The following is a 16673-nucleotide window of genomic DNA, read 5'->3' on the forward strand; positions in this document are numbered from 1 at the left end:
GGATCATGTTTTCCGATGCCCGCCTGACCAATCTGATCGCTAACACGCTGGCGCTGCTGGCCGTGTCGGCGCTGGTCGTCGGGGTCGTGGTCTGGGCCGTGCGCCGTCCGTACTTCAACATCGAGCGCATCCAGATCGAGTCCTCCCAGGGGGAGCCGCTGGCCTATGTCACGCCCGAAGGCGTGAAGGCCACCGTGGCCGGCCGCCTGCAAGGCAACTTCTTCACGGTGGACCTGGACAAGTCCCGCGCCCTGATCGAGACCGCGCCCTGGGTGCGGCGCGCCCAGATCCGCCGGGTCTGGCCCAACACGCTGCAGGTGCGCATCGAAGAGCAGCAGCCTCTGGCGTACTGGAACGAGAACGACATGATCAACACCTGGGGCGAGGCCTTCGCCGCCAACCAGGCCGTGATCCCGGACGATGTCGAGCTGCCCCAGCTGAGCGGCCCGCCCAATTCGGAGCGGCTGGTGGTGCAGCGCTACGCCGAGCTGGCCCGCTGGTTCGGGCCGCTGGACGTGCAGGTGCGCGAAGTCACGCTGAGCCCGCGCTACGCCTGGGACGTGGTGCTGTCCAACGGCGTGCAGCTGAGCCTGGGGCGCGACCCGGCGGCGGACATCGCCGACCCGCACGGGCGCAAGGGGGCCTTGCCCTTCGCCGTGCGCATTGAACGATTCGTGCAGGCCTGGCCTGCCTTGATGCAGCGCCTGGGCGACCGCGCGCTGCAGAGTGCCGATCTACGTTATCCGAATGGCTTTGCGATTACGCTGGCTCCGGTTTCATCTACCCCTGTGAAGTAAAGAACATATGACTCGTGACATCAAAGACCTGATCGTTGCATTGGATATCGGCACCAGCAAAGTCGTTGCGGTGGTGGCCGAAGTCTTGCCCGAAGGCCGATTTGAAGTGCTTGGGCTGGGACAGCATGAGTCTCAGGGCATGCGCAAAGGGGTGGTCGTCAACATCGAGACGACGGTCAATTCCATCCAGCGCGCGCTGGAGGAAGCCGAGCTGATGGCCGACTGCAAGATCCGCGAGGTCTACACGGGCATCGCCGGCAGCCACATCACCAGCTTCAATTCCAGCGGCATGGTGGCCGTCAAGGACAAGGAAGTCACCGCGACTGACGTGGCGCGCGTCATCGAGACCGCCAAGGCGGTGAACATTCCCACGGACCAGCAGGTGCTGCACGTGCTGACCCAGGAATTCATCGTGGACTCGCAGGAGGACATCCGCGAGCCCATCGGCATGAGCGGCCTGCGCCTGGAAGTGCGCGTGCACATCGTGACCGGCGCCGTCAGCGCGGCCCAGAACATCGTCAAATGCGTGCGCCGCTGCGGACTGGAAGTGCAGGACCTGATCCTGCAGCCGCTGGCCTCCAGCCTGTCGTGCCTGACGGCCGACGAAAAAGAGCTGGGCGTGGTGCTGGTGGACATAGGCGGGGGCACGACGGACATCGCCATCTATACGGGCGGGGCCATCCGCCACACCGACGTGATCCCGATCGCCGGCGACCAGATCACCAGCGATATCGCCGCCATGCTGCGCACGCCCACGCCCGACGCCGAGGAGATCAAGCTGCGCTTCGGCCTGGCCAAGCAGTCGCTGGCCCATCCCGAAGAGATGATCGAAGTGCCCGGCCTGGGCGACCGGCCCAACCGCCAGGTCAAGCGCCAGGCGCTGGGCGCGGTGATCGAGCCGCGTGTCGAAGAGTTGTTCACCTTCGTGCAGCAGAGCCTGCGCGAGTCCGGCTACGAGGACCTGCTGTCCTCGGGCGTGGTGCTGACCGGCGGCACGGCGATGCTGCCCGGCATCGTCGAGCTGGCCGAGGACGTGTTCCTCAAGCCGGTGCGGGTCGCCGTGCCCAGTTATGAAGGCAGCCTGGCCGATGTGATGCGCAATCCGCGTTTTTCCACGGTCATGGGCTTGCTGACCGAGGCGCGGCTGCAAAGTGCGCGGGGCCGCAAGGTCGCCCAGCAGAAAGGCAGCGTGAAAAGCCTGCTGGCGCGCATGAAGGAGTGGTTCATGAATTAAAGGCATGCAGATGTCTGAAAGGGGCGGTCCTTCGGGACTGTCCGGGAGGCGATTCAAACCGGTTGCGAGCCCCAAGGCTGGCAGGTGTTTTGAGGCGATTCCAAATCGAAGCTGTATCGGGGAAGCGAGTTGGAAATTTACTAATTTGTGTTTGAGTGGGAGTCAATCATGATGAATTTTGAAATGTTGGATACCAGCCGGAACGGCACGGTCATCAAGGTGGTCGGCGTGGGCGGAGCGGGCGGCAATGCCGTCATGCACATGATCCGTTCGGGCGTGCAGGGCGTGGATTTCATCTGCGCCAATACGGATTCGCAGGCTCTGGCCAGCAGCGAAGCCCCCGTCCAGATCCGCCTGGGCCGCACCGGCCTGGGCGCCGGCGCCAAGCCCGACCAGGGCCGCGCCGCCGCCGAGACGGCCCGCGAGGAAATCCGCGCGGCCCTGAACGGCGCGAACATGGTCTTCATCACCGCCGGCATGGGCGGCGGCACCGGCACGGGCGCCAGCCCCGTGGTGGCTGAAGTGGCCAAGGAGCTGGGCATCCTGACCGTGGGCGTGGTGACCAAGCCTTTCTCGTTTGAAGGCAGCCGCCGCCTGCGCATGGCCGAGGAAGGCATCGAGGAGCTGAGCAAGCACGTTCATTCGCTGATCGTGGTGCTGAACGAGAACCTGTACGACCTGATGGACGAGGACGCCACGCAGTCCGACTGCTTCAAGGCCGCCGACGACGTGCTGCACAACGCCTGCGCCGGCATTGCCGAGATCATCAATGTCGAAGGCAACGTGAACGTGGACTTCGAGGACGTCAAGACCATCATGGGCGAGCAGGGCCAGGCCATGATGGGCACGGCGATCGCTTCGGGCTCGAACCGCGCCCGCGAGGCCGCCGAGCGCGCCATCGCCTGCCCGCTGCTGGAAGGCGTGGACCTGCACGGCGCCCGCGGCATGCTGGTGAACATCACGTCCTCGTCCTCGCTGAAGATGCGCGAGACCCGCGAGATCATGGACACCATCCGCAGCTACGCCGCCGAGGACGCCACCGTCATCTTCGGCACGGCCTACGACGAGTCCATGGGTGACAGCCTGCGCGTCACCGTGGTGGCGACCGGCCTGGGCCGCAAGCAGTCCCGTCCTCAACTGGTGCAGAACAACGAAGAAGTGTTGCGCACCGGCACGGACAACATGCCCGTCATCGGCGTGGACTACGCCAATGCGGACGTGCCCGCCGTGATCCGCAACCCGCGCAGCCAGGCATCGGCCCAGGTGCGCGCCCTGGAAACCGCCGGCATGGACCATTTCGACATTCCGGCATTCCTGCGCAAGCAAGCTGATTGAATCAGGCCGGCGATACCCGATTCGCCTGTTTGATTTCTCCCACACTCCCCCTGGGCGCTCGCGCCCCGGGGGGCGTTCTTATTTGTCGCCGGGCCGTTCCCAAGGCAAAAAGCACCCCCCTGGGGGGCAGCAAGCCGAAGGCGCAGCGAGGGGTGTTTTTTGCCGGTTCTGTTGCAGTTACCCCTTGACAACAAGGTTCGGCAACACAAAAGGTATAGTGGATAACCCGTAACCCGGTTACAATCGTCTTTACGAACAACGATTTACAAATACAAGAACCGCCATGCTTCGCCAACGCACCATCAAGAACGTCATCAGTACCAAAGGAGTCGGCCTGCACTCCGGGCGTCGCGTGGAGATCACGCTGCGCCCCGCCGCGCCCGATACCGGTATTGTGTTTCACCGCGTTGATCTGCCCGAAGTCGTGGACCTGCCGGCCCAGGCCGACAAGGTCGGCGGCACCCGCATGGCTTCTGTATTGATCAAGGACAACGTGCGCGTCTCCACCGTCGAGCACCTGATGTCGGCCATCGCCGGACTGGGCATCGACAACCTGCACGTGGACCTGACTGCCGAAGAAGTGCCCATCATGGACGGCAGCGCCGGCACCTTCGTGTATCTGCTGCGTTCGGCTGGCCTGCAGGAGCAGGCCGCGCCCAAGAAGTTCCTGCGCGTGCTCAAGCCCATCGAAGTCTCCGAGGGCGAAGGGCAGGACATCAAGTGGGCGCGCCTGGAGCCTTTCGAAGGCTTCGCCCTGCAGTTCTCCATCGATTTCCACCACCCGGCCATTGACGCCACCGCCAATTTCGCCGAAGTGGATTTCGCCCGCGACTCCTACGTCAAGACCATCGCCCGTGCCCGTACGTTTGGTTTTGCCAGCGAAGTCGAAGCCTTGCGGGCGGCCGGGCTGGCCCGCGGGGGCAGCCTGGACAACGCCATCGTCATGGACGAGTACCGCGTGCTCAACAGCGACGGCCTGCGCTACGAAGACGAGTTCGTCAAGCACAAGATCCTGGACGCCATCGGCGACCTGTACCTGATCGGCCATCCGCTGATCGCGCGCTACGTGGCCTGCAAGTCCGGCCATGGCCTGAACAACCAGTTGGCCCGCGCCCTGCTGGCCGCCCAGGACAGCTGGGAACTGGTCACCTTCGAATCGGCCGCGGCCGCGCCGCGCGCCTACACCAGCGAGTGGAAGTTCGCCTGATCGCGGGCCGCTTCCCCTGGCGGGGAAAGTCAGCCGCGGTGATGCCGCAGCAGTCGTTCTATGGCCTCGGCCAGCGGCCCCTGAGGCAGTGAGTCGCGCAACTGCTCGAACGATTGCAAGGCCCGCTCGTCCAGGGGCTGGACCTGGCGCTCGGCTTTTATTGTCTCGCCGGCGAACAAATAGGCTTGTACATGGACCAGCGCATCGGTAATGTTCCAGCCAGCGGCGTTCAGGCGCCGCATCACGGTGGGCAGCAGCTGTCGCAGCTTGGCGGCATGCGCGGCGCTGGGAACTGCCAGCGTCAATTGCTGTCTGTCTATACGGGCTACCTTACATGCCTTGCCCAATGCCGGTGGCAAGGCCTTGCTGACATGGGTCTGCGCCGCCATGAGCTGCCGGGCCATTTCCAGAACCTGGGAACCTTGCTGGTCGCTGGCCAGCCAGCCCAAGGCGTGGCTCTGGCCACTGCCGCGCTTGCGCGCCGCCGACGGTGAATGCGGTTTCCAGGTCATGTTCGAGGTTTGACGAAAGTGGATCGACAGAAAGACAACAAGTCCTTGGATTCTAACGCCAAAGGACTGCGCCAGGCGCTGATTGCCGTCCTGGCCGCTGCATCGTTGGGCGTTTCCGCAGGTGCGGGCGCCTGGGTGCAATCGCATTGGAACGAACGCGACGGCGCCTCCGCCCCGCAGGGCGGGGCGGATGTCCAGCAGCAGGTGCGCAGCGCCGCACTGCAGGACAACGTCAATCGCCTGGCCGAAAAGGTCGGCGACCTGCAGGCCAAGCTGATCGAGATGGACGGCGTGAGCAAGCGTGTGGCCGAGGCCGCCGGTATCGCCTACACCAATCCCGAACTGGCCGACTCCATGCCGGTGCAGGACGCCGAGCTGTCCACCAGCATCGCGGGCGCCGACCTGGGCTGGAGCGCCGAACGCCTGGGGGAGCAGCTGGACAGCCTGGCCAAGCAGATGTCCGACCAGCAGGACTGGTTCAACATGCTGGATTCCGTGCTGACCGAACGCAGCGGCAACGAAGCGCGCCTGCCCAATTACCGCCCCATTGACTACGATGCCGTGGCCTCGTCGTTCGGCTGGCGCCGGCACCCCATCACGGGCCGCCACGCCCTGCACGAGGGGCTGGACTTTCCGGCGCCCAAGGGCACGCCCATCTATGCCGCTTCCGGCGGTGTGGTGTCCGAGGCGCGCTACGTGCCCGGCTATGGCAAGCTGGTGGAAATCAATCACGGCAACGGCATGAGCACCCGCTACGCGCATGCCTCCTCCATCATCGTCAAGCTGGGCGACGTCGTGGAAAAAGGCCAGCTGATCGCCCGCGTGGGCTCCACCGGACAGTCCACCGGCTCGCATCTGCACTTCGAGGTGCGCATGGCGGGCCATGCGCTGGACCCCAACCTGTTCCTGCCGGCGCGCGAGTACGTGGACAATCAGATCGCGCAATTGGATTCGGGCAAGTAGTTCCACCGGACGGCATGTGCGTTAAACTGTATTGTTTTCTTGCGCTTCCCTTTAACCTGATATAGGAATGGGGTATTGTTGCAAGTCCTTGCAGCCTCGCCCACATTGACGACACAAGAATGGTTTCATTGCTGAAAAAGCTTATTGGCAGTCGCAACGACCGATTGCTCAAACAATACCGCAAGCTGGTCGCGCAGATTAATGCGCTCGAACCCTCCGTGAAAGGGCTGAGCGACGAGGACCTGGCTGCCAAGACCCAGGAGTTCCGCCAGCGCATCGCCAACGACGGGGCGTCGCTCAATTCGCTGCTGCCCGAGGCCTTCGCCGTGGTGCGCGAGGCCAGCATACGCGTCTTCGGCATGCGCCACTTCGACGTGCAGATGCTGGGCGCAATCGCCCTGCACAACGGCAAGATCGCCGAAATGCGCACCGGCGAAGGCAAGACCCTGACCGCCACGCTGGCCGTCTACCTTAACGCCCTGGCGGGCAAAGGCGTGCATGTGGTCACGGTCAACGACTACCTGGCCCGGCGCGACGCCGAATGGATGGGGCGCCTGTACAACTTCCTGGGCCTGAGCGTGGGCGTGGTCGTGCCCCAGCAGGACAACGCCGAGAAGATCGCCGCCTACCAGGCCGACATCACCTACGGCACCAACAACGAATTCGGCTTCGACTACCTGCGCGACAACATGGAATATCGCGCCGAGGATCGCCGTCAGCGCGGCCTGTCCTACGCCATCGTCGACGAAGTGGACTCCATCCTGATCGACGAGGCCCGCACGCCGCTGATCATCTCCGGCCAGGCCGAGGACAACACCGAACTGTACGTGCGCATGAACGTGGTCCCGCCCATGCTGACCCGCATGACGCAGGAGCCGCGCCCCAACGAACCCGAGCCCGAAGGCCACTTCTGGGTGGACGAGAAGGGCCAGCAGGTCCACATCTCCGAGGCCGGCCACGAGCGCGCCGAGGAAATCCTGACCGAGATCGGCCTGCTGCCCGAGGGCGAGTCCCTTTACGAGCCGCGCCACATCTCCCTGATGCACCACCTGATGGTCGCCCTGCGCGCCCACAACCTGTTCTTCCGCGACCAGCAGTACGTGGTGCAGAACGGCGAAGTGGTCATCGTGGACGAGTTCACCGGCCGCCTGATGGCCGGCCGCCGCTGGTCCGACGGCCTGCACCAGGCCGTGGAAGCCAAGGAAGGCGTGCGCATCCAGAACGAAAACCAGACCCTGGCCTCCATCACCTTCCAGAACTACTTCCGCATGTACGAGAAGCTGGCCGGCATGACCGGCACGGCCGATACGGAAGCCTACGAGTTCCAGGAAATCTACGGCCTGGAAACCGTCATCATTCCTCCGAACCGTCCGCCCCAGCGCAACGACCAGAACGACCAGGTCTTCAAGACCGACGAGGAAAAGTTCAACGCCATCCTGAAGGACATCCAGGACTGCCATGAACGCGGCCAGCCCGTGCTGGTGGGCACCACCAGCATCGAGAACTCCGAGCTGATCTCCCAGCGCCTGAAGGCCGCGGGCGTGGCGCACGAGGTGCTGAACGCCAAGCAACACGCGCGCGAAGCCGAGATCGTGGCCGAGGCCGGCAAGCCGGGCCATGTCACCATCGCCACCAACATGGCCGGCCGCGGCACCGACATCGTGCTGGGCGGCAGCATCGAGCGCGCCATCGCGCAGGTGCGCGAGGACGCCTCGCTCAGCCAGGAACAGAAGGACGCCCGGATCCAGGCCATCCGCGCCGCCTGGGAGCCCGTCAACCAGCAGGTCAAGCAGGCCGGCGGCCTGCGCATCATCGGCACCGAGCGCCACGAATCGCGCCGCATCGACAACCAGCTGCGCGGCCGCGCCGGCCGCCAGGGCGATCCCGGCTCCTCGCGCTTCTACCTGTCGCTGGAAGACTCGCTGATGCGCATCTTCGCCGGCGACCGCGTGCGCGCCATCATGGAACGCCTGCGCCTGCCCGAAGGCGAGCCCATCGAGGCCCGCATGGTCACCCGCTCCATCGAGTCGGCCCAGCGCAAGGTCGAGGCCCGCAACTTCGACATCCGCAAGCAATTGCTGCAGTACGACGACGTCGCCAACGATCAGCGCAAGGTCATCTACGCCCAGCGCAATGAGGTCCTGGAATCGGCCGACATCACCGACACCATCAGCAGCCTGCGCGAAGCCGCCGTCAGCCGCCTGTTCCGCGAGTATGTGCCTGAAGAGTCCATGGAAGAGCAATGGGACATTCCCGGCCTGACCACGGCCCTGGCCAGCACCTTCCAGATCGAGCTGCCCTTGGCCGCCATGCTGGAGCAGGAGCCCAACCTGACCGACGAGGACCTGCACGACCGCGTCGTGGAAGAGTCCCGCCGCCTGTTGCAGGCCAAGATCGACCAGGTGGGGCAGCCCAACTGGGGCAGCTTCGAGCGCGCGGTGTTGCTGCAGTCCATCGACACGCAATGGCGCGGTCACCTGCAGGCGCTGGATCACCTGCGCCAGGGCATCCACCTGCGCGGCTACGCCCAGAAGGATCCCAAGCAGGAATACAAGCGCGAAGCCTTCGAACTGTTCTCCGACATGCTGGATCGCGTACGTGACGAAGTGGTCAAGGTGCTGATGACCGTGCGCATCCAGTCGCCCGAACAGGCGCAGGAAGCCGCGGTGGACACGCCGCCTCCGGCCAATGTGCGTTTCCATCATTCGGACTACGACGCCGCCCTCAGCGGCGAGGACCCCGGCCTGGACGAGTCCCCCAAGGGCGAAGTCCCCCGCGTGGGCCGCAACGACCCCTGCCCGTGCGGCAGCGGCAAGAAATACAAGCAATGCCACGGCCGACTGGCCTGACGCATCCCCGGCCCGCATAGGCCGGATGCTGTCATTCATCGACCCCATGGGCTCCGGCCCATGGGGTTTTTCTTTGGCGGGCGCGCCGAGACAATTTGTTTCCCGTAGGAGGAGGGGACACAAGCAGGTAGCAGCCTGCATGGCATGACAGTTTCGCCGAAATGCGGAGAAGCGATTGAGCGATTTTTGCCGGAATGCAGAGGATGGATTGTGTTCGGTGCTCGATACAGCGGTCATTGTGAGCCGTTCAAGCCTTTAGGGGGACAGGCAGGGCGGATCAGATGGCTTGCCGCAGGCAGGGGGAGAGCGCAGGGAGGCAAGCGCCGTTCTGTTCGCGCCCGACGCTTGTGGCTCGTCCGGGGGACGAGTCACCGGGCAAGTTAACGGCGCGCCCGGAGCGAAACACTGACAAGGGACCCGGTGCGCAGCACCGGCAAGCCGTCAGCCCAGGCTGTCCCCCTAAAGGCTTGAACGGCGTCCTCACAAAGATCGGCTTTGTAATCGAACGGCAGACTTGACTCAAGTTTTTCGTTTTTCATATACAGAGCTGACTGTGAAAAAAACGCTCGCTTCCCAAGGATTCATCAACTTGATTTAAGCTTGAAGCTTGTACCCATATGGCAGCCCTCGTTTCCCCCTCATGAGCATGTTCCCTGAATTGCATCGTATCGCCCTCGTGGGCGCGGGCGAGGTCGCCCGTTGTTATGGCCCGGCCTTGAAGTCAGCCGGGGTGGAGATTCCCTTTCTGCTGGTGCGGCGCAAGGCGCCGGCGGCGCTCGAGCTGGCGCGGCAACTGCAGGCCGAACTATGCCTGGCGCCCGATGAAGCCTGGCTCGGACTGGACGCCGTGATCAGCGCCGTCACGGGCGCGCAGGCGGCGGCGGTGGCGCAGGCCGTGCTGCCCTGGCTGTCGCCGGGCAGCCTGTACATGGACCTGTGCACCGGCGAGCCGCAGGACATGGAGGCCATGGCGGAGCTGGCCCGGCAGCGCGACGTGGATTTCGTGGACATCGCCATCATGGGTTCGGTGCCCACCACCGGCGTGCGCACCTCGCTGCTGGGGGCCGGACAGGGCGCCGAACGCGCCGCCGCCTTCTGGCAGGCTCGGGGGGCTGCCATGCGGGTGCTGCCCGGCAAGGCGGGCGACGCCATGCGCCTGAAGCTGCTGCGCAGTCTGATGACCAAGGGCCTGGAAGCGCTGGCCATCGAGAACCTGATGCTGGCCGAACGAATGGGCCTGCGCGAAGAGCTGCATGAGGTGCTGCGGGATCTGGATCACCACGGGCTGCGCCATTTCATGGAACTGTGCCTGCGCACGCACCTGGTGCACGGCGTGCGCAGGCGTGACGAAGTGCTGCAAGTGAAGCGGCAGCTCGAACAGGCGGGCATAGCGCCTCGCGTCATGGGCGGGGTTCTGGATTTTTTCCAGCATACGGCGGATACGCCGGCGCTGCAGCGCGGCCAGGCGCTGGGCGTGGAAGAAAGCCTGGCGGTGCTGCTGGCGGACGCGGACGACAAGGCGCGCTGACGGCGCGACGCCGCCGGAAATGCCGCCACAGGGGGAGGCCGAGTTTCCGTCCGCGTGCCTGTGAGGCCTGCGCCGGCCCTACAGCAGGAAGATGGTGGCCAGGCCCAGGAACAGCAGAAAGCCCAGCGAATCGGTGGCGAAGGTCAGCAGCACCGATGAGCCCACGGCGGGGTCGTTGCCGAAGCGGTCCCGCAGAATGGGGATGAGCACACCCAGTGCGGCGCCCAGCAGCATGTTTCCTATCATGGCGGCCATCATCACGGCGGCGATGGCGATGGAATCGGAAATGAACCAGGCGAAGAAGGCCGTGACGATGCTGCCGCAGGCCCCCACCAGAAAGGTGACCAGCAGTTCGCGCTTGATCAGGGGCAGCACGTTCGAGCCCGTGACGCGGCCGGTGGCCATGGCGCGGATGATCATGGTCATGGTCTGGTTGCCGGAGTTGCCGCCTATGCCGGCCACGATGGACATCAGGAAGGCCAGGATGACGATGTGGCTGACCGTGTCCTCGAAGCGCGAGGCGACGAAAGAGGCGGTGGCGGCCGTGCACAGATTGATCAGCAGCCAGGGGGCGCGGTTGCGGATGGCCGTGCGGATGGGCGAGAAGATGTCTTCTTCCTGCAGACCGGCCCGGGACAGGGCCTGTTCCTGCGAGTCCTCCTGCAGCACGTCCACGACCTCGTCGATGGTCACGCGCCCGATCAGGCGGCCCATGTCGTCCACCACGGGGGCGGACACCAGGTCGTAGCGCTCGAAGGCGCCGGCCGCGTCGGAGTCCGAATCCAGGGGATTGAGCGTCAGGTAGTCGGTGGACATCACCGAGGAGACCAGGGTTTCGGGCTCGCTGACCAGCATGCGGGTCAGGGACAGGGTGCCCTGCAGCTTGTCGGCGCGGTCCACCACGAAGATCTGGTCGGTGTGGTCGGGCAGTTCCTGCAGGCGGCGCAGGTAGCGCAGCACCACCTCCAGGGTGACGTCCTCGCGCACTCGCACCATGTCGAAGTCCATGATGGCGCCGACGGTGTCCTCGGGATAGCCCATGGCTTCGATCAGCTGGGCGCGCTCCTCGTCGGTCAGGCCGCGCTGCACGGCGGCCACCACGTCCGGCGGCAGGTCCGGCACCAGGTCGGCGATCTCGTCGGCGTCCATGTTGCCGGCGGCCGCGATCAGGTCGGCGGTGTCCATGGAGCGGATCAGCGACTCGCGCGCCCAGTCCGCCACTTCCAGCAGCACGTCGGCGTCGTGTTCGGAGCTGACCAGCTGCCAGACGGCCTGGCGCTCGGCTTCGGGCAGCGACTCCAGGATGAAGGCGATGTCGGCCGGATGCAGGTCGTTGATGATGGCTTTGATCTCGGCTTCGTGCTGCCGGTGGATCAGGCCTTCGAGCAGGTTGGAGCGGTCATCGTCCTCGAATTGGCGCTGGGCCAGGGATTCCACCACTTCCTGGCGCTTGAGGATGTTCTGCAGGCGATGCAGGGCCTGTTGCGCGTCTTCGGGCTCCAGCCGGCGCGGCGTCGGGTTGGGGCTGGTGTCGGAGGGGGAAACCTGGTTTTCCTGCATAGGCCTGCCTGTTGCTGTTGCTTAGAGTGGGGGCAGCGGGCGGCTGCGGCGCTCGTCGTCGGTGGCCACGTAGGTCAGCGTGGCCTCGGTCACCTTGACCGTTTCCAGTTGCAGGCGCTTGCGCTCCGCATAGACTTCCACCGAGACGGTGATGGAGGTGCGGCCGGTCTTGACGATCTCGGTATAGAAACTGAGCAGGTCGCCCACGAAGACGGGCTGCTTGAAGGTGAAGGCGTTCACCGCAATGGTGGCGACCCGGCCCTGGGCGCGGCGCGTGGCCGGGATGGCGCCGGCGATGTCGACCTGGGACATGATCCAGCCGCCGAAGACGTCGCCGTGGATGTTGGCGTCCGAGGGCATGGGCATGACGCGCAGGGTGGGCGCGCCGTCGGGAAGCTGGGTGGGAATGCTTGGGGTACTCACGAATACTCCAGTGGTACGGATTGGCGGATGGCCGAGGTGCGCGACCGGGCCGCGCACGGCAGACGGCGGGAACTGGCATTGTAATGGCAAGCGCGAGGTCTGCCGCTAAACATTTGTTAAAGCATCGACGGTGATCGATGCTGTCGCAGCCAGTCCAGCGCCAGCTTGACCCAGTAGCTGGCGCCCACGGGGATGAGCGCGTCGTTGAAGTCATAGCTGCCGTTGTGCAGCATGCACGGCCCCATGCCGTGGCCCTGGCTGCGGTGGTCGCCGTCGCCGTTGCCCAGCCAGACGTAGCAGCCGGGCACCTCCTGCAGCATGAAGGAGAAGTCCTCGGCCCCCATGGAGGGGCGGATGTCCTGGCGCAGGCGGTCTTCGCCCACCAGTTCGCGGATGACCTGGGCGCAGAAGGCGGCCTGGCCGGGGTCGTTGATGGTGGGCGGGTAACGGCGGTCGAAGTCGAATTCGGCCTTGCAGCCGAAGGCCGCGCAGGTGTGCTCGGCCAGCTCGCGCATGCGCTGCTCGACCAGGTCCAGGGCCTGCACGGAGAAGGTGCGCACGGTGCCGCGCATGACGGCCTCGTTGGGAATGACGTTGTCAGCCGAACCGGCATGGATCTGCGTGATGCTGAGCACCACGGGCTCGAGCGGGTCCACGTTGCGGCTGACGATGCTCTGCAGGCTCTGGGCCAGCTGCACGGCCGTGACCACGGGGTCCACGCCCAGGTTGGGCATGCCCCCGTGGGCGCCCTTGCCCTCGATGCGGATCTCGAAAGTATTGCTGGAGGCCATCATGGCGCCGGGCAGCACGCCGAAGGTGCCCGCGGGCATGCCGGGCCAGTTGTGCAGGCCGAAGACCGCCTGCATGGGGAAGCGTTCGAACAGTCCGTCGCGTATCATCTCGCGGGCCCCGCCGAAGCCTTCCTCGGCCGGCTGGAAAATCAGGTGGATGGTGCCGGCGAAATCGCGGTGCTCGGACAGATAGCGGGCCGCGCCCAGCAGCATGGCGGTGTGGCCGTCGTGTCCGCAGGCGTGCATCTTGCCGTCGTGGCGGCTTTTGTGGGCGAACTCGTTGAGTTCCTGCATGGGCAGGGCGTCCATGTCGGCGCGCAGGCCTATGGAAGGCCCTTCGCCGCCCGTGCCCTTGAGCACGCCCACCACCCCGGTGACGCCCAGCCCCCGGTGCACGGGGATGTCCCACTGCTGCAGCCAGTGCGCCACCTGGTCGGCGGTGCGGGTCTCTTCGAAGGCCAGTTCGGGATGGGCGTGAAGATCGCGGCGTATGGCCGCGATCTCGTGGGACCAGGCGGAAATGGGTTCGAGCAGCTTCATGATGCAGTCCTGTTCGTGGGCCGGGAACCTGTTCGCGTTCTTTCCATGGCGTCCGCAGGACAGCAGGCAGAGACAAGCCGAGCGCGCGCCGCCGCTCAAGCTGGCGCCTGGGCAGGGCATGCAGCAAGGAATGTCGCTGTATGCCTTGCCCGAAGAATCGCCCCTTCAGGGCCGCGTCTGGCGCGTCGCAACTTCTCGCCGGACCGCCAGCCCGGCTGCGGCTTGCGCCCTGCATCCACAGCCTCGGAGGGGCGGCAGGCGCCAAGAAAAGAACGTGAACAGGTCCTAAACAATGAGGTAGAGTAGAGTTAACCATAAATAAACCAGAATTAGGTGACAAGCTCTTGGATACTCAGCAAAAACCATGGCTCGAGCACTATCCGCCATCTGTGCCCAAGGACATCCGGCTCGGTCCCGACCAGACCCTGATCGACTCTCTGGATACCGCCATCAAGAAGCACAAAGACAGGACCGCGCTGACCTTCATGGGCCATGACGTCAGTTACGCGCAGCTGGACCGGCGCGCCGATGCCTTTGCGGCCTGGCTGCAGTCCCAGGGGCTGGAGCGCGGCAGCCGCGTCATGCTGATGCTGCCCAACGGCCTGCCGTTTCTGATGGCCCTGGTGGGCACGCTGCGCGCCGGCATGGTGGCGGTCAACACCAACCCGCAGTACACCGAGCGCGAACTGGAGCACCAGCTGGCCGACAGCCAGTCCGATGTCATCGTCATCCTGGAAAACTTCGCGCATGTGCTGCAGCAGGTGCCCAAGCAAGTGCAGCCGCGCCATGTGCTGATCAGCACGGTGGGCGACCTGATGGGTTTGAAGGGCGCCGTGATCAACCTGGCGGTGCGCTATCTCAAGCGCATGGTGCCCTCGTACTCGCTGCCCGGCGCGCTGCGCCTGCAGGATGTGCTGGAGCAGGGCGCGAGCCTGCCCCTGCGGCGCGAGCCCGCGCATCCCGATGATCTGGCGCTGCTGCAGTACACCGGCGGCACCACGGGCCGTCCCAAGGGCGCCATGCTCAGCCAGCGCAACCTGATGGCCAACGTGCTGCAGGTGGAAGCCGTCGGGCATCCGGCCCTGGGCGATTTCCAGGGACCGGCCTACACCATGATGGTGGCCCTGCCGCTCTATCACATCTTCGCCCTGACCGTGTGCGGTCTGTTCGCCCTGTATGCGGGCATGCACATGGTATTGATCATGAATCCGCGCGATCTGGATTCCATCTGCAAGGCCTGGAAGCGCAACCCGCCCGAGGTCGTGCCGGCGGTCAACACCTTGTTCAACGCCCTGGCCAATCACGGACCGTTCCGTTCCCTGCCTTTCGCGCAGCTCAAGCTGTGCCTGGCCGGCGGGGCCGCGCTGCAGAAGTCCGTGGCTGAGCGCTGGCTGGCGCTGACCGGGTGCCCGCTGATCGAGGGCTACGGCCTGTCCGAGACGTCGCCCGTGGTGGCGGTCAACGCCACCGACTCCAGGGACTACAGCGGCACCATCGGCTTTCCGCTGCCGTCCACGGACGTTGTCCTGCTGGACAGCCAGGATCAGCCCGTGGCCCAGGGCGAGCAGGGCGAACTGGCGGTGAAAGGGCCGCAGGTCATGTCCGCCTACTGGAACCAGCCCGAGGAAACCGCCAAGACCTTCACCGCCGAAGGCTTCCTGAAGACGGGGGACATAGGCATCATGGACGAGCAGGGCCGCATCCGCCTGGTCGACCGCAAGAAAGACATGATCCTGGTCTCGGGCTTCAACGTCTATCCCAACGAGATCGAAGATGTCGTGGCCTCGCATCCGGACGTGCTGGAAGTGGCCGCCGTGGGCGTGCCCAGCGAGCACAGCGGCGAGACCATCAAGCTTTTCGTGGTGCGCAAGAACCCGTCCCTGACCGAGGACGAGATCAAGCGCTGGTGCAAGGAGCGGCTGACGGCCTACAAGCGGCCGCGCATCATCGAGTTCCGGGACGAGCTGCCCAAGAGCAATGTGGGCAAGATCCTGCGCCGCGTGCTGCGCGACGAGGAAGCCGGGAAGGCGCCGGCCGGTTGAACCGGCGCGGCGCAGAACGGTCCGGCCCGCGGACGATCAAGGACGCCGGGTCAGATGGGGGCGGGCCATCTCCAGCAACTGTTCGGCGATTTGCGGATTGCCCGCATAGACGTAGCCGCCCGAGGGCCAGGGCTGTTCCTGGTACAGGTCCTGGCACACGCCCTTGGCTTCGCGCACCAGCAAGGTGCCGGCCGCCACGTCCCAGGGCGCCAGGCCCATTTCCCAATAACCATCGTAGCGGCCGCAGGCCACCCAGGCCAGGTCCAGCGCGGCCGCGCCCATGCGGCGCACGCCGCGGCTGCCGGTGATGGCGGCCTGCAGCGTGGGCATGTACTGGTCGGCGAAGGAGAAGTCGCGGAACGGAAAACCCGTGGCCAGCACGGAATCCGCGATGGTCTTGGCCTGGGAGACCTGGATGCGGCTGCCGTTCAGCCAGGCGCCCACTCCGTGCATGGCCGTGAACATCTCCTCGCGGTTGGGGTCGTAGACGACGGCGATCACGGGCGTGTCCTCGGCGAGCACGACATTGTCCATCTGGGTGCCGGCCGGCGCGATCAGGGCGACCGAGACGGCATACTGGGGGATGCCATGCAGGAAGTTGGTGGTGCCGTCCAGCGGGTCTATGTACCAGGTGGGGCGGCCGTTGCTGGCGCCGCCGCTTTCCTCGGCCACGATATCCATGTCGGGCGTACGTTCGCGCAGTACCGCGATGCAGGCCTGCTCGGCTTCGTGATCGGCTTGCGACACCAGGTCGTTGCGCATCTTGCTGGTGATGACCAGTTCGCTGCGGTTCAAGGCGTAGGCCTGTAAAATGGCTGCAGCGGCGTGCGCCGCCGTGACGGCGGCGTCCAGGCAGTCGCTGAGCGGTAAACGTGGCAATGGCATGTGATGT

At 65.4% G+C, this 16673-nt stretch carries 13 protein-coding genes; 8 read left to right on the plus strand and 5 right to left on the minus strand.

The window, feature by feature from the left end:
- Positions 1-5 precede the first annotated feature (5 nt).
- From ACF3ND_RS03820 to lpxC, 4 genes are all read left to right on the plus strand, one after another.
- The gene (locus tag ACF3ND_RS03820) at positions 6-797 is read left to right on the plus strand and encodes a cell division protein FtsQ/DivIB (protein WP_394064406.1); all 792 of its coding nucleotides are present in this window, start codon (positions 6-8) and stop codon (positions 795-797) included.
- 7 nt (positions 798-804) lie between these two features.
- Positions 805-2031: a cell division protein FtsA gene (gene ftsA / locus ACF3ND_RS03825; protein ID WP_394064408.1), complete on the plus strand. Its 1227-nt coding sequence runs from the start codon at positions 805-807 to the stop codon at positions 2029-2031.
- Positions 2032-2199: 168 nt separating this feature from the next.
- Complete coding sequence (gene ftsZ, locus ACF3ND_RS03830) at positions 2200-3366, plus strand: cell division protein FtsZ (RefSeq protein ID WP_394064410.1); 1167 nt, start codon at positions 2200-2202, stop codon at positions 3364-3366.
- Between the two features lie 283 nt (positions 3367-3649).
- Positions 3650-4573: a UDP-3-O-acyl-N-acetylglucosamine deacetylase gene (lpxC, locus tag ACF3ND_RS03835; RefSeq protein WP_394064412.1), complete on the plus strand. Its 924-nt coding sequence runs from the start codon at positions 3650-3652 to the stop codon at positions 4571-4573.
- 29 nt (positions 4574-4602) lie between these two features.
- Here the strand turns inward: lpxC and ACF3ND_RS03840 are convergent, their stop codons facing one another.
- Entirely contained in the window at positions 4603-5085 is a 483-nt protein-coding gene (locus tag ACF3ND_RS03840) for a DciA family protein (protein ID WP_394064414.1), read from the minus strand.
- Positions 5086-5103: 18 nt separating this feature from the next.
- Here ACF3ND_RS03840 and ACF3ND_RS03845 point away from each other — a divergent pair, with 18 nt between their 5' ends.
- From ACF3ND_RS03845 to ACF3ND_RS03855, 3 genes are all read left to right on the plus strand, one after another.
- The gene (locus tag ACF3ND_RS03845; RefSeq protein ID WP_394064416.1) at positions 5104-6048 is read left to right on the plus strand and encodes a M23 family metallopeptidase; all 945 of its coding nucleotides are present in this window, start codon (positions 5104-5106) and stop codon (positions 6046-6048) included.
- A 119-nt stretch (positions 6049-6167) separates the two neighbouring features.
- Positions 6168-8897: a preprotein translocase subunit SecA gene (gene secA, locus ACF3ND_RS03850; RefSeq protein WP_394064418.1), complete on the plus strand. Its 2730-nt coding sequence runs from the start codon at positions 6168-6170 to the stop codon at positions 8895-8897.
- Between the two features lie 640 nt (positions 8898-9537).
- On the plus strand, positions 9538-10425 hold the full coding sequence (locus ACF3ND_RS03855) for an NAD(P)-binding domain-containing protein (protein ID WP_394064420.1): 888 nt from the start codon (positions 9538-9540) through the stop codon (positions 10423-10425).
- A gap of 78 nt (positions 10426-10503) precedes the next feature.
- Here ACF3ND_RS03855 and mgtE read toward each other — a convergent pair whose 3' ends face one another.
- The 3 genes from mgtE to ACF3ND_RS03870 form a co-directional block, all read right to left on the minus strand.
- The gene (gene mgtE / locus ACF3ND_RS03860; RefSeq protein WP_394064422.1) at positions 10504-11985 is read right to left on the minus strand and encodes a magnesium transporter; all 1482 of its coding nucleotides are present in this window, start codon (positions 11983-11985) and stop codon (positions 10504-10506) included.
- A 21-nt stretch (positions 11986-12006) separates the two neighbouring features.
- A complete protein-coding gene (locus ACF3ND_RS03865; RefSeq protein ID WP_394065775.1) occupies positions 12007-12351 on the minus strand; it encodes an acyl-CoA thioesterase in 345 nt (114 codons plus the stop codon).
- 173 nt (positions 12352-12524) lie between these two features.
- Positions 12525-13739 (minus strand): M20 aminoacylase family protein, encoded by a 1215-nt coding sequence (locus ACF3ND_RS03870; RefSeq protein ID WP_394064424.1) that lies wholly within the window; start codon positions 13737-13739, stop codon positions 12525-12527.
- A 344-nt stretch (positions 13740-14083) separates the two neighbouring features.
- Between ACF3ND_RS03870 and ACF3ND_RS03875 the strand changes: the two genes are divergently transcribed.
- Positions 14084-15781, plus strand: a complete 1698-nt coding sequence (locus ACF3ND_RS03875) for an AMP-binding protein (RefSeq protein WP_394064426.1) — start codon at positions 14084-14086, stop codon at positions 15779-15781.
- 36 nt (positions 15782-15817) lie between these two features.
- Here ACF3ND_RS03875 and ACF3ND_RS03880 read toward each other — a convergent pair whose 3' ends face one another.
- Complete coding sequence (locus tag ACF3ND_RS03880) at positions 15818-16666, minus strand: inositol monophosphatase family protein (RefSeq protein WP_394064428.1); 849 nt, start codon at positions 16664-16666, stop codon at positions 15818-15820.
- Positions 16667-16673: the final 7 nt, after the last annotated feature.

Origin of the sequence: Alcaligenes sp. WGS1538, from assembly GCF_043187505.1 — a bacterium.
Lineage (GTDB): Bacteria > Pseudomonadota > Gammaproteobacteria > Burkholderiales > Burkholderiaceae_B > Alcaligenes.

Coding starts and splice junctions, on each gene's coding strand:
- mgtE (WP_394064422.1), bottom strand. CDS start 11,985: ATGCAGGAAAACCAGGTTTCCCCCTCCGACACCAGCCCCAACCCGACG.
- ACF3ND_RS03880 (WP_394064428.1), bottom strand. CDS start 16,666: ATGCCATTGCCACGTTTACCGCTCAGCGACTGCCTGGACGCCGCCGTC.
- ACF3ND_RS03870 (WP_394064424.1), bottom strand. CDS start 13,739: ATGAAGCTGCTCGAACCCATTTCCGCCTGGTCCCACGAGATCGCGGCC.
- ACF3ND_RS03840 (WP_394064414.1), bottom strand. CDS start 5,085: ATGACCTGGAAACCGCATTCACCGTCGGCGGCGCGCAAGCGCGGCAGT.
- ACF3ND_RS03820 (WP_394064406.1), top strand. CDS start 6: ATGTTTTCCGATGCCCGCCTGACCAATCTGATCGCTAACACGCTGGCG.
- ACF3ND_RS03855 (WP_394064420.1), top strand. CDS start 9,538: ATGAGCATGTTCCCTGAATTGCATCGTATCGCCCTCGTGGGCGCGGGC.
- ACF3ND_RS03865 (WP_394065775.1), bottom strand. CDS start 12,351: ATGCCCATGCCCTCGGACGCCAACATCCACGGCGACGTCTTCGGCGGC.
- secA (WP_394064418.1), top strand. CDS start 6,168: ATGGTTTCATTGCTGAAAAAGCTTATTGGCAGTCGCAACGACCGATTG.
- ftsZ (WP_394064410.1), top strand. CDS start 2,200: ATGATGAATTTTGAAATGTTGGATACCAGCCGGAACGGCACGGTCATC.
- lpxC (WP_394064412.1), top strand. CDS start 3,650: ATGCTTCGCCAACGCACCATCAAGAACGTCATCAGTACCAAAGGAGTC.
- ftsA (WP_394064408.1), top strand. CDS start 805: ATGACTCGTGACATCAAAGACCTGATCGTTGCATTGGATATCGGCACC.